This window comes from Shewanella sp. 11B5 (genome assembly GCF_002836795.1).
GTDB classification, from domain to species: domain Bacteria; phylum Pseudomonadota; class Gammaproteobacteria; order Enterobacterales; family Shewanellaceae; genus Shewanella; species Shewanella frigidimarina.
Window position 1 is genome coordinate 1 of record NZ_PJAP01000266.1, and the last position, 13,729, is coordinate 13,729.

At 40.6% G+C, this 13,729-nt stretch carries 14 protein-coding genes; 13 read left to right on the forward strand and 1 reads right to left on the reverse strand.

Annotation, left to right across the window (positions count from 1 at the left end; all coding sequences use genetic code 11):
- The 13 genes from CXF78_RS04160 to CXF78_RS04225 form a co-directional block, all read left to right on the forward strand.
- On the forward strand, positions 1–914 hold a 914-nt coding region (locus CXF78_RS04160; protein WP_102036062.1), incomplete at its 5' end, for a patatin-like phospholipase family protein.
- 84 nt (positions 915–998) lie between these two features.
- Positions 999–1,997, forward strand: coding sequence for an NADP-dependent oxidoreductase (locus CXF78_RS04165; protein WP_102036063.1), 999 nt, complete (start codon positions 999–1,001; stop codon positions 1,995–1,997).
- Between the two features lie 189 nt (positions 1,998–2,186).
- The gene (locus CXF78_RS04170; RefSeq protein ID WP_102036064.1) at positions 2,187–4,301 is read left to right on the forward strand and encodes a molybdopterin-dependent oxidoreductase; all 2,115 of its coding nucleotides are present in this window, start codon (positions 2,187–2,189) and stop codon (positions 4,299–4,301) included.
- 73 nt (positions 4,302–4,374) lie between these two features.
- Positions 4,375–5,208, forward strand: a complete 834-nt coding sequence (locus CXF78_RS04175) for an AAA family ATPase (RefSeq protein WP_011637514.1) — start codon at positions 4,375–4,377, stop codon at positions 5,206–5,208.
- Positions 5,209–5,214: 6 nt separating this feature from the next.
- A complete protein-coding gene (locus CXF78_RS04180) occupies positions 5,215–6,387 on the forward strand; it encodes a vWA domain-containing protein (RefSeq protein WP_102036065.1) in 1,173 nt (390 codons plus the stop codon).
- A 141-nt stretch (positions 6,388–6,528) separates the two neighbouring features.
- A complete protein-coding gene (locus CXF78_RS04185; RefSeq protein ID WP_102036066.1) occupies positions 6,529–7,437 on the forward strand; it encodes a haloalkane dehalogenase in 909 nt (302 codons plus the stop codon).
- Between the two features lie 87 nt (positions 7,438–7,524).
- A complete protein-coding gene (locus CXF78_RS04190; protein WP_102036067.1) occupies positions 7,525–8,319 on the forward strand; it encodes an SGNH/GDSL hydrolase family protein in 795 nt (264 codons plus the stop codon).
- A gap of 574 nt (positions 8,320–8,893) precedes the next feature.
- Positions 8,894–9,298, forward strand: a complete 405-nt coding sequence (locus CXF78_RS04200; RefSeq protein ID WP_102036069.1) for a hypothetical protein — start codon at positions 8,894–8,896, stop codon at positions 9,296–9,298.
- 110 nt (positions 9,299–9,408) lie between these two features.
- On the forward strand, positions 9,409–9,834 hold the full coding sequence (locus tag CXF78_RS04205) for a hypothetical protein (RefSeq protein WP_102036070.1): 426 nt from the start codon (positions 9,409–9,411) through the stop codon (positions 9,832–9,834).
- A 73-nt stretch (positions 9,835–9,907) separates the two neighbouring features.
- Positions 9,908–10,279: an HNH endonuclease gene (locus CXF78_RS04210; protein WP_102036071.1), complete on the forward strand. Its 372-nt coding sequence runs from the start codon at positions 9,908–9,910 to the stop codon at positions 10,277–10,279.
- 91 nt (positions 10,280–10,370) lie between these two features.
- The gene (locus CXF78_RS04215) at positions 10,371–10,640 is read left to right on the forward strand and encodes a hypothetical protein (protein WP_101033035.1); all 270 of its coding nucleotides are present in this window, start codon (positions 10,371–10,373) and stop codon (positions 10,638–10,640) included.
- Positions 10,641–10,795: 155 nt separating this feature from the next.
- Entirely contained in the window at positions 10,796–11,167 is a 372-nt protein-coding gene (locus CXF78_RS04220) for a DUF4844 domain-containing protein (RefSeq protein WP_243756229.1), read from the forward strand.
- A gap of 110 nt (positions 11,168–11,277) precedes the next feature.
- The gene (locus CXF78_RS04225; protein ID WP_102036073.1) at positions 11,278–11,907 is read left to right on the forward strand and encodes a DUF5677 domain-containing protein; all 630 of its coding nucleotides are present in this window, start codon (positions 11,278–11,280) and stop codon (positions 11,905–11,907) included.
- 604 nt (positions 11,908–12,511) lie between these two features.
- Here the strand turns inward: CXF78_RS04225 and CXF78_RS04235 are convergent.
- A complete protein-coding gene (locus tag CXF78_RS04235; protein WP_102036075.1) occupies positions 12,512–13,414 on the reverse strand; it encodes a LysR substrate-binding domain-containing protein in 903 nt (300 codons plus the stop codon).
- Positions 13,415–13,729 lie beyond the last annotated feature (315 nt).

The window sequence follows — 13,729 nt, forward strand, 5'->3', positions numbered from 1 at the left end:
TTAAAGGCAGACAACAACCTTTAAACCTAATTGGATCAAGTGCTGGCGCTTTTCGCGCCGCGTGCTTTGCCCAAAATGACCCGGTTGCGGCGATAGAACGTTTAGCCAAAAATTACAGTGAAACTGTTTATTCTAATGACACTAAACCACAACCAGATGAAATAACAGCCAAAGCAGTTGAGTTACTAGATGAGTTATTTGGTGACACTGGTGCAGATGAAATAATTAATAACTCAGTCTTTAAAGCCCATTTTATTGTGGCTAAATGCAATGGATTGGTCGCATCAGAAAATAAAATCAAGCAAGGGGCTGGCTTATTTAATAGTTTTATTAGAAATACCATCAGCAGGCCACTGCTTAACAGTCAGTACGAACGCTACATCTTTCAACATGGCCAAAGCGATTTAAGCATTTATGATCCTGACAATATCGCCACAACGTCTATGGCATTAAGCCAGCGTAATATCAAAGCAGCGCTATTGGCGTCTGGCTCGATTCCTATAGTTATGCAAGGCATAAAAGACATCGCCGACTGCCCACAAGGCATGTACCGCGATGGCGGGATTATTGACTATCATTTTGATTTTAATATTCAAAATGAAGGGTTAACTCTGTATCCACATTTCAGTTCTACATTAAAGCCTGGTTGGTTTGATAAAAACCTGTCTCGTAAAGCACGTGTACAACACTACGACAAAACCGTGCTTTTATGTCCATCTGCTGAGTTTGTTGCATCACTGCCGTTTAATAAAATTCCAGACCGTAGCGATTTTGTCGAAATGAAACCGGCGCAGCGCTTACAGTATTGGCAACAGGTATTTGTTGAAAGTGAAAAGTTAGCTGAACATTTTAAAGGTTTTTATCAACAGCAGAATATACACAGCATTAAAAGTATTGAGCCGTTACTCGCTTAAAGACAACAAGGTTTCATTTTGAGTATCAATTAAAAAGTCGTCATCACTGTGTTGACGTTAACTCATTAAAAAAAGGATTTGAACATGACCACATACAAAGCAATTAACTTAATCGCCCGTCCAACCGGTGGCCCAGTCGGTCCTGAATTATTCGAAGTGGTCCAAAAAGACATGCCGAAAGTGGCACAAGGGCAATTTTTGGTAAAACAGAATCATATGTCACTGGATCCAGCCATGTTTGGTTGGATGAGCCCAGATACCGAAAGCTATATTCCACCTGTTGAATTAGGTGATGTGATGCGCAGCTCAGGCATTGGTGAAATTGTTGAAAGCAATCACCCTGATTTTAAAGTGGGCGACCGCGTAATGGGCATGATGGGCTGGCAAGAATACTTTTTAAGTAATGGTGCAGGGTTAAATAAAGTCACTGCGCCATTACCAGACGAAGCTATTTTATCGGTATTCGCCTTACCGGGCTTAACTGCAACACAAGGTCTTTTCAACGTAGGTAAACCACAAAAAGGTGAAACTATTGTGGTTTCTGGCGCGGCAGGTTCAGTTGGCTCTATTGTCGGTCAACTTGCTAAAGCGGATGGCCTAAGAGTAATTGGCGTTGTCGGCAGCGACGAAAAAGCAGATTGGATAGTAAACGAGCTTGGTTTTGACGGCGCAGTTAATTATAAAACCGATGATATTGCAGCAAAGCTTGCCGAGTTAACCCCAGATGGTGTTGATGTGTATTTTGAAAATACCGGCGGCCCAATTCAACATCATGTGTTTGCCAGAATGAATGCCCATGGACGTATTGTGGTGTGCGGCATGATTGCAGATTACCCGAAAGCGGTTCCTGATTTAGGCCCGAATTGGATCCAAGTGATTAAAAAGCGCTTGATTATCCAAGGTTTCACCATGCCAGATCATTTCGGTGATGTGCCTGCATTACTCGAAAAATTAACCCCTTATGTCATGAAAGGGCAAATTAAGCATCGTGCCCACGTATTAAATGGACTTGAGTCTGCAATGACTGGCTTGAATTTGTTTTTTACCGGTAAAAACAAAGGCAAGTTAATCGTCAAACTGTAAGTGTTATGGCCATCAGCAATCGATATGCCTTATTTATTAATGGGGCATAACTGAACTTAGCCACCACATAACCTCGCCAAATAAACCTAATAGCACAGTCAGCATTGTGTTATTAGGTGCATTATTAGCTGAGTTATCGCTAGCAGTTCAGTTGCATTCAACATTCATTTTCCAAGTCAGGCGATATATATGAGCGAAATTAAAACCCATTATAGAAATTGCAATATTTGTGAAGCCATGTGTGGCTTGGAAATCAGCTATCAAGACAAGCAAATTTTGTCGATCAAAGGCGATCAACTCGATCCCTTCAGCCAAGGCTATAACTGTCCTAAGGCGTTGGCGCTGGAAGATTTTTATACCGACAAAGATCGCTTAAAAACACCAATTAAGCGTATTGAATCTGGCTGGCAAGCCATTAGTTGGGATGACGCATTTAACGAAATTACCGACAAGTTCAAAAGTATTCAACAGCAACATGGTAAAAATGCATTAGCGGTGTATTTAGGTAACCCTAACGCCCACAGCTTAGGCAATGCGTTAGTGCTTAAACCTTTTATGAAGTCACTAGGCACGGTCAATCGGTTTAGCTCAGCTTCAGCCGATCAATTACCCCATCACGTAGCGTCTAACTTTATGTTTGGTGCAGGTATGCTAATTCCGGTTCCGGATATTGATAGAACTGACTTTATGTTGATCATAGGCGCGAATCCGGTGGTATCAAACGGCAGCATGATGACAGCGCCCAATGTGATAGGGCGAATGAAAGCGATTCAAAAACGCGGCGGAAAAATTGTTGTAGTAGACCCACGTAAAACCCGCACCGCTAAAATTGCCGATCAGCATTTATTTATTCGACCTGAAAAAGATGCACTGTTGTTACTGGCATTAATTCACTGTGTGTTTGCCAAAGATAAAGTTAATTTACGTCATTTAGACGATATGGTTGAAGGGCTTGATGAGGTAGCCAATCTTGCCAAGGCCTATTCGCCAGAAGCCATAGAAGAATTTGTCGGTATTGATGCTGTGAGTATTCGCACGTTGGCTAATGACATGGCAGCTGCAGACTCTGCGGTGTGTTATAGCCGCATGGGCGCGTCAACTCAATCATTTGGCGGCTTATGTTTATGGCTCACCAATGTGCTCAATATTATTACCGGCAATTTTGACCGTGCCGGTGGGGCGATGTTTCCACAACCTGCGTTTGATTTATTACGCAATCATAAACGTGGTCATAAAAGCTCATTTGGTCAACATCAAACTCGTGTCCGTCAATTGCCATTCTTTAATGGCGAGTTTCCGGTAGCAACCTTAGCAGAAGAAATACAAACCGAGGGTGAAGGGCAAATTAAAAGCCTCATCACAGTCGCGGGCAATCCTGTGTTGTCGGCCCCCAGTGGACATAAATTGGCACAAGCTTTTGCAGGCCTTGAATACATGGTGTCGGTTGATATCTATTTAAATGAAACCACTAAATACGCAGACATTATTTTACCGGGCACCACAGGAGTAGAGAACTCCCACTTCGATATTTTCTTTAATTCATTTTCGGTGCGCAACACGGTGAAGTACTCAGCACCATTATTTGAAAAAGAGCCTGACCAACGCAGTGATTGGCAAATATTAAAAGAGATATCAGCCAGAATGCTAAACCTGCCTGCCGATGATCCAATGCAAAACGTTACCCCAGAAATGATACTGGATATGGAACTTAAAAAGGGCCCGTATGGCGAACAAGGCATCAGCTTGCAAGCGTTAATCGACAATCCGCATGGTATTGACCTTGGCCCATTAATGCCCTGTATCGAACAACGCATTAAAACCGAAAATGGTAAGGTTAATTTATTCCCGCAAGTGTATGTTGATGACTTACCACGCTTGAATGCCGTGATGATTCAAGCAGCTCGTGATAACACATATCCATTTGATTTAATTGGTCGCCGATTAGTGAAAAGTCATAATACTTGGACACAGAACTCTGAGCGGTTAACTAAGGGTAAAAATCCGTGTACTTTAGAAGTGCATTCTGAAGATGCTAAACAGCTTGGGATAACACAGGGGCAAATCGTGTCAGTCAGTTCTGCCGTTGGCGAAATCAAAATCGAAGTGACAATTACCGACGATATTCAACAAGGTGTTGTGAGTATGCCGCAAGGGTGGGGCCATAATCAGCAAGGCACCAATATGTCGGTGGCTTCTGCCCAACCTGGTGTGAGCATTAATGATTTAACGGATGCGGCTAGAGTTGATATGCTAACGGGAAATGCAGCATTTAATGGCACTCCAGTGGCCATTAACGTGGCTTAAAGCCTAATATTTGCACAAACTAATACATAACAAGCTTTGCGACGACAAAGTGACATAAATGAAAAGGTTGACCATGTTTAAAAGTACAGATAACTACATTGCCTCAAACGAGCTTACTTTAGCGGTAAATGCGGCCATAGCCTTAGAAAAACCGTTATTAATTAAGGGCGAACCGGGCACGGGCAAAACACAGTTAGCAGAAGAACTGGCTCGGTCACTTAATTGTAAACTGTATCAATGGCACATTAAGTCTACTACCAAGGCGCAACAAGGCTTATACGAATACGATGCAGTATCACGCCTACGCGACAGCCAGTTAGGTGATGCCCGCGTGCACGACATTGGTAACTACATCGTTAAAGGTAAATTGTGGCAGGCGTTTGAAGAAGATCAGAGATCGATTTTATTGATTGATGAAATTGACAAAGCCGACATCGAGTTTCCTAACGATTTATTGCAAGAACTCGATAAAATGGAGTTTTATGTGTATGAAACTCAACAGGTTATCAAGGCTAAACAACGTCCTATTATCATCATTACCTCTAACAACGAAAAAGAGCTGCCAGATGCATTTTTAAGACGCTGTTTTTTCCACTACATTAAGTTTCCAACCAAAGATGAAATGGCAAAGATCATCGACGTGCATCATCCTAATGTTAAGCAGGACTTGTTACAGCAAGCATTAGAAGTGTTTTTCGATTTACGTGACGTCAATGGGATTAAGAAAAAACCCTCAACATCCGAATTGATCGACTGGCTTAAGCTACTGATATCAGACGATATCTCTCAAGACACTTTGCTCGATAAAAAATCAGACATTATTCCTTTGTTTGGTGCATTGCTTAAAAATGAACAAGACGTTTCATTAATTGAAAAGCTGGCTTTCATGAGTCGCAGAAACAGGTAGTGCATTGTGTTTATTGATTTTTTTCTGACCCTAAAAAAGCACAAAGTACCGTGTAGCTTACGTGAGCTACTCGACTTAATTGCGTTATTAAAATCTGGGGTTGTGTTTGCAGATGTGGAAGAGTTTTATAACCTTGCGAAAATTGTCATGGTTAAAGATGAAATCCACTACGACAAATACGACAACGCCTTTGCTGAGTATTTTAAAGGCATCGAAAGTATTGATATTTTTGATAAAATTCTACCTGAAGATTGGCTAAGAAAGGAGTTTGAAAAGCACCTTTCACAAGAAGAAAAAGACAAGCTTAAATCCTTAGGTGGGCTTGAAGCATTAATGAAGGCGTTAAAAGAACGTCTAGAAGAACAGAAAAAACGTCATGCTGGCGGTAATAAATGGGTTGGCACAGGCGGCACATCGCCATTTGGTGCTTATGGCTATAATCCTGAAGGGATTAGAGTCGGCCAAGATAAAAACCGAAACAACAGTGCGGTGAAAGTATGGGATAAACGCGAGTTTAAAAACTTCGACCAAGACCGTGAACTCGGTACTCGAAACATTAAATTAGCGCTTAAAAAACTGAGAAAATTTGCCCGCACTGGCGCCAGCGAAAAGCTTGATATCAATACGACTATCCGTTCCACTGCACAAAATGGCGGCATGTTAGATGTGCACATGGAACCGGAACGTCACAACGCCGTTAAAGTGTTGATGTTTTTCGATATCGGCGGCTCTATGGATGATTATATTCATACATGCGAAGATCTCTTTTCTGCGGCGCACAGCGAGTTTAAACATTTAAAATTCTTTTATTTTCATAACTGTGTGTACGACAAAGTCTGGCAAGACAATAACCGCCGGTTTGATAAAGTAATTGATTTAGAAGAAGTCATCAGAACATTTGGCGCTGATTACAAAGTCATATTTGTCGGCGATGCGACCATGGGACCTTACGAGATTATCGCTAAAGGTGGCAGTGTTGAGCATTGGAATGAAAAGCCCGGCATTGAATACATTAATCGATTGTTGGGACATTTCAATAAAGTCGCTTGGCTCAATCCACAACCAGAAAGTCGATGGCCAATACATCACTCAATTTCCATTATTCAGCAGTTAGTGAACAACAAAATGTACCCGCTGACAGTTGATGGTATAGGCCGAGCGATTAAAGATCTTAGTTAATATCAGTTCGTTTTATTGATGACTGATCCAGTGACGTAAACACTCACTGGATCAGTGAAGGTAAGCCATAAAGTTTAGTTCGCGTGAGGTTAAATTACTCAGACAATATTGATAGAAAACATAATAAGGAAGAGCAGTAATATGGAATTTTTACGCACCGACGACAGTTTTTTTGCCAATTTGCCTGACTACCACTTTACAGCGCATTACTTAACCGTTGATGACACTGAAGGTGGTGAACTAAGAGTTCATTATCTTGATGAAGGCCCTAAGGATGCCGCACCAATATTGTTATTGCATGGTGAGCCGACTTGGAGCTTTTTGTATCGCAAAATGATCCCCATCCTTGTTAACGCTGGTCATCGTGTTATTGCCCCTGATCTTATTGGTTTCGGCCGTTCAGATAAGCCGACTAAACGTCTCGATTATACCTATCAACGTCATGTTGATTGGATAAAGTCATTAATGCTGCAACTTAATCTCACCGACATTACCTTGGTTTGTCAGGATTGGGGCGGGTTAATTGGTTTACGTTTAGCCGCCGAAGAAAGCGAGCGTTTTGCACGAATTGTCTGTGCTAACACCATGTTGCCTACCGGTGACCATCCGCCGGGTGAAGCCTTTACAAAATGGCGTCAGTTTTCACAAGACGTTGAAATATTCCCAACGGGCAACTTAATCAATAGTGCCTGTGTATCGACATTAACGCCTGAGGTTATTGCCGCATACGATGCGCCGTTTCCAGACGAGCGTTATAAAGAAGGCGCGCGCCAATTTCCGTTATTAGTCCCAATAACGCCGGACGATCCTGCTGCAGCTAAAAACCGCGCGGCATGGAAAGTATTATGCCAATGGCAAAAGCCATTTTTGACAGCCTTTAGTGATTCAGACCCGATTACTGCGGGCGGCGATGCCTTGATGCAAAAGCTCATTCCTGGAACAAAAGGGCAAAAACATACCACTATCGTTGCTGCAGGGCACTTTTTACAAGAGGATAAAGGCGAAGTATTAGCGGATGTTGTAGTGAATTTTATTGCTGATAATCGTTAACAGTCGATTTTGCATTTAATGAACATCTAGTGTTGAGTAAGTCGAAATTAGGGTTCGATTAATTGTCATTGGTATTAAGGATAAACAATGTTGTATAAGGGTGTGTCACTCATTTTAGCCCCGTTGTTGGTGTTTCAGGGGCTTAAAGTTCGTCGTACTACGCCAAGGCTGCCTGAACCTGAAGGCGAACGAGTGGGGCAAACTGGTGCTAATCCTGCTCTGAGCTTATTAATTTTAGGTGACTCAGCGGCGGCTGGCGTTGGAGTTGCATTTCAACAGCATGCATTGTTAGGGCAGGTTATTGAGCAATTAAGTCCTCAGCTCGAGTTTAGTTATGGCTTGTTTGCTAAAACAGGCTCGACTACATCGACCACTTTACAAGCCTTACAAGAGCAGATTGATAACGCACATCCCATACTCGGGCAAACGCATTATGACGTCATCGTGACATCATTAGGGGTGAATGACATTACCTCATCAATCAGTTGCGAGAAGTGGTTGCTGCAACAAAAAACGTTATTTGAGCTGATTACAAAGCGATACACGCCCAAATTGATATTGGTCACAGCGTTACCTCCTTTGGGGCTATTTCCTGCATTGCCTCATCCACTGCGTTGGAGTTTAGGCCAGCGTGCAAATCAATTTAACCGCCAGTTACAGCAATTACTTATTAAGTTGAATCAACAAGTTGACCAGCCGACAGATTTCAGATTAATTAAATTACCATTAGAAAACCCACAACCCGATATCACTATGCTGGAGTTTATGCGTCAAGTGATGGCCAGCGATGGGTTTCACCCAGGAGCACCAATATATTCAGCGTGGGCTAATTTGGTTGTTGAGCAAATAGTTAGTGGTATTAAATCTGACGGTATTGAATAAAATAGGTATTTTCTCATGTGTTGCTGCCTATTATGAGTCGGATATATGGCCTGTGGCCACTAACATCGTGGCGCTTCACCCACACCAGACCAAAGGGGAAAAAGCTTGGCCCCTTTGGAAACCCCGAGTGTTCCAGATGAAAAATATTAACAAGCGCATAATTTTCGATGGAGATGGTCCAGCTTTAAACTTTATCTGTAACTGGCTTAGAAATGTAGGATAAATATGCAGTGTCAGCCATGTCTCCCACCTTTATGTAGTGTGTACAGTGTATAAAAACAGTTGCAATGGTTTTTGGCGTGTTTTTAAGTTGAATCGGCTAATAAGTAAACTAAAGTAGTATGAATAATAAATCGCGAATATTGTAATGTATTGAAATTAGATTGTTTTTATTTTTTGTCGAATATTGAGTCCACTTTTAACGTGCAAGCTCGCTTTTATTTGTCAGTGGAGTTAAATAAAAGTGCTTTACATCAATAAAATAACAAATGTAGTATGATACTAATCAATAACTTAAATGGCGACTTTAAATTCATTTGGCCGTTCAATAAGCTGTTAGCTATAAAGGAAAAGTATGATTGAAGTCGTCACTACCATTTCATTATGGGAATTGATTAAGCACGCAGGAAGCTGGGTTTCGAACCTAAAGCGAGCTAATGATGATCGTAAAAAGGCTTCAATGGACGCTCTTCAAAAAGTAGTCGAAGCTTCAAGGAAAACTGGAATTTATCTAAGAGAAGTTGAAGAAACTGGACAAATTAACAGAGAAAAAGAGGGCGAACTCTCTATGCTTTGGACTGAATTAGGTTTTTTACTGGAACGTTTAAAATTAGAAAAGTTGGCTGAAAAATGTCACATCAAAGGTAAACATTGGGAAAATCCTGTAAAATCTGACAAAGATATGTTGTCCAAAGCTGATGTGGGTCTAGAAAAAGTAGAAAAAATGGCCTTAGAGATTTTGCGAGATCTTAATAGCTAACAAGCGGTTTATGAAAGGGACGCTAAAAGCTTGGCTTGCGCTCATTCTTCGCTAATTTTAGCCAAGCATTTTCCGCCTCATAACCGGGCGTTAGGTGCATCGGAGTATTCATGCAGGTTTTATATTCGACAATATCACTTAAATTATATGCTTATGGCATTAAATGTCTTCATGATCCAAATTGGACAGGGATGGTTTTATTTGACCACGTAAAACAACACGTCCGAGGAAGAATTGAGCCTACTCAATTACTGAGGAAACCACTTGAAAAAGGATTGTCATTTCACTTAGGTCTATGGTTCTTTGATGAATATTTTTCTCAAGAACATGTTGAAGATCTACACGGAGAGTATGCAGTATGGTTTATTGAGGATTTCTACGAATTACTTAAATACCATGAATTACCTTCATCAGATTCATTAAATGGATTAGTAAGTTTAGTTAAATCTATTGGGGAAATGTACGAGAGTAATGAAGAAGAATACTATGATTTTATAGAGTCTAGGGAATGTAACAGTAAGACGGGAATCATATAAAGAAGTATTTTCATTATACGAAAATGACATAATTGATTTACGTACTGCTTATGCTTCAGAATTTGCAGACCGAATGCTCCATGATAGACAGCTTTGCTTTTTCACATCAAAGCTAATTTTAGAAATAGGATTTGATGGTGATGACGATGAAACAGGTCCTAAAGGGTGGGTAAAACGTGAACGCTGGCCTGAGCGTGTTAAAAATATTTTGAGGGCTCGAGATAGAGGTAAATGTACAAACTGTGGTTCTGATCTGATCTCAGAGCTAGCAGCTCCCGTCCATATAGACCACATGTATCCAATCTCTAAAGGTGGATGCAACGATATAGTTAACCTACAGATACTTTGTGCCTCATGTAACCTCAAAAAGTCAGCAACCGAACAAGAAATTAAATCATCAATTCCAAAGTACTTAACAAGAAAAAGCACCTTGCAAGGCATTTAAACGGAACTAAAATAGTGGGTTTCGCTTCGCTACACATTATAACCCACCATTTTAGTCCGCTTATTGCGGCGTTATATGCTCAAGGAAGGTTATGCGAATCGTTGACTGTTATTCTGAAACATCAGACATTGGCCCTGATATAGTTATAGTGGAAACTGAAAATTCAGGATTTACACTATTAATGTCACGTTCGGGCGATCCGTATGATCACATGAAAGTATATTTTGATGACGAAGAAATACTTGAAGGTTCTCGTTCAAAGGAAATTCTTAACACTCTTTCCAGTGTAAAAAACGATTTAACTGGAGAGGCATTAAATATATATAACGGAATTCTGGCAGCGATCGAAAAGAGCATATAACAAGTCATTAAAGCAGGAAAATTTACAGTTGGCTGTTTTCACTGCGTTCAACATTTTAGCCAACTATAAATTTCCTCTTAATGAGGCGTTAGTGTGAACAAATGAAGCTTTTGCGAATACTGTTAGTCTTATGTTTAATTCAAGGCTGCAATGAAATGGAAATTAAAATGCTATCAAATGGAAGTGAAGTCAAAGAGGCTCTGCGAGAACTAAAGTCACAGAAAAAATTCCTTGCAAACTTAGCTCTATTTTACCCAGGAGCACCAGACGAATTAATTCGAATCGAAGCTGAAAACGTAATAAATTCAGCTTTGGTAAAACTCATTGAGTCACCATCTGATAGTTTTACTGAAAATGAGTTTTGGTCAACTTTAAAAGTTGCAGCAAAACAATTCGCTAAAATGGACTCTGAAGAAATGGATCGTGGTTTATCTTATATGGAAGAAATCATGGATATCTATAAAATTGAATCTTCAGATGGTAGGTTAAATGAATGGCGCTACGGTTTTGAGCCAAGTTCACACTAACAAGGGTTTTCAAGTCGGACAAATTACAGTTGGCTTTTTGTTCGTGCCTCACTTATTTTAGCCAACAGCAATTTGCCGCTTAAAACGGCGTTAGCAAGCAAGGTGGTAATGTGAGTCCGGCAGAACGAATTATTAATATTAAAGATGAAGTGGATCGGTTAATTCCGATGTATAAACAAAACTTATACAAATATACTTTGTTGGCATATTCTTCCAGTTTGCTAGATCTAGCTGATGCAATAATTACTCTCAATGATGCAGGGAAACTATCAGGCATTCCTGTTCTGTATAGAACATTTTCTGAAACCTTTGTTGATTTTCACAATTTGTCCTCGAATCGTGCTTATAGCTACAGGTTACAATCAAATCGGTTGAAAGAATGGATAAAGGTCTTAGATAATCTAGATCCCAAGCATTTAGAGTGGTTAAAAGAGTCTGCTGAACTTGACGACTTAGTAGAGTTCAAAGCTCAGCTCGTCAAAGAAAAGGCTGACCTTGGTGATCAATTTAATACAATTAGAATTGGTGCAAAGTTTGATCTGGCAGATTTAAAAGACTTTTACGATACAGTTTACAATGAACTTTGTAGTGACTCTCACTCCAATCTTAGGTCAGTTTTTAGTCGTCTGCATTTAGATGGCAATGATCCTAAAGTACAGTTATGTATTAGTACAATACCGCAGGCACTGACTGAATTAGAGATAACACTTGCTAAATGTTTCAGTGATAAAGCTTGCTAACAAGCAAATCAACAGGACAAAAAACAGTTGGTTTTTGCTCCTTCGTCGCTTATTTTAACCAACTGTTTTTTGTCCGTTATTTGGGCGTTACCTATAGAAAATTTAACCTGAAACTCACGAATTAGAATTAATGGTATAACTCGGAAATGTCCATAAATTACTTAGAAGTCTTGATTGAAAATGTCTAAATTCAACTCTGAGCTTGAGGCCGTTGAAGAAAATAGCGTGAGCCTGACAGGACGTCAGGCTAGCTTTCGCGGTACAGGATGTACCATCGGAAGCGTTAGCATTTTCGAATAAGGCTGAAGACGGTTACAGATGAAGTTAAAAGTTGGATCAATCCCCATGGCGACCTTTTCGCAGCTCTTGTTTTGTAAATAGCGAAAATGTTGCGGGGCGGCTGGGAGTTCCAAGAGGGAATAGCCGTTGATTTCCTCTTGGTCTGGTGTGGGCGAAGCGCCACGACGTTGGTGGCCGCAGGCCATAATGTATTAGCCCGTGCAGGGTGGAACCTTGCGATCTTAATTCAAACGAAGTTTAAAAATAGATATGGTGAAGCGCCACGACGTTGGTGGCCGAAGGCCATATTCAACCAAGAATCGCTTTATGAATTATCCCATTGATGACAAAACTCAATAAAGCTTTTCAACAGCGGGCTGTGATACTTATCTTTGTGAACCACCAACCAAAACGGTCGTTGCATATTAATATGATTCCCCTTAATTGGAGAATCAAGCTGAGCCACACGGCCATCGTTAATCGCATATTGTGCCGCCAAAGCAGATAAACACCCTAAACCAAGTCCGGCGGCGACACTGTTAATTAATGCTTCAGTGGTATTCAGTTCAAACACTTCATGCCATGACTCTATTTGCGGTGTAATAGTACGTAAAAAAAACTCTCTCGAGCCAGAACCTGCTTCACGTAATATCCATTCACTTTGTTCTAAATCGTTAAACGTCCATTGTGCTTGCTGACTTATGGGTAAATGAGGCGCAGCGATAATACACATTTCATCATGGCTAAACTGAGTGGCGATGAGCTCTGGGTGATGACTTTTACCCTCAATCAAGCCAATGTCTAACTCGTAATCCAGCAGCTTTTGGCAGATTAAGCGTGAATTTGAAATCACCACGCTTTGTGAGAAATGTTGATGTTGCTGTCTAAATTGGCTCAATAACCCAGGTACAACATGATTACCTAAGGTGTCACTGGCACCTATTTTCAATTGACCCGTAAAAGCGTGGTCTGCATCAAACAATTGACTGATATTATTTGCTCTACTAAGCAGCTCATCGGCCAGTGGTAATAACTTGTGTCCTTCTTGATTAAGCACCAAGCGATTATTGACCCGATCAAATAGCGGGTGACCCAATTGTTTTTCGAGTTCTGCCAGTGCCATGCTCACCGCGGCTTTAGACAAATACAGTGCCTCAGCTGCAGCGGTTAAGGTTTTATGTTGGGTAACACTGGTAAACACGTTGAGCTGCTTTAATGAAATGTGCATAGCGCCGCTTAGTTTTATATAGAGTGAGTTTGATGGTTATAAAGTTAATGTGAACGGTTTCATTTTTATTTTCATCGTTATTGGTATGATAAATATTTCGTTCAATTTTTATGAACGTATGTTTCATATAATTGGATATATATAAACAAAGTGCAAGCGTAATATAAGCTTATTCTCTGATGGGTTGTTTTGAGGTTGTAATGATTCGAGCGGTAAAACAAACACTAACGGCAGTTCCAACCCCTATGGCTGGATTAGCGTTGGGAATTGCAAGTTTAGGTTGGAGTTGGGAAACCCTCGTTGATTTACATCATT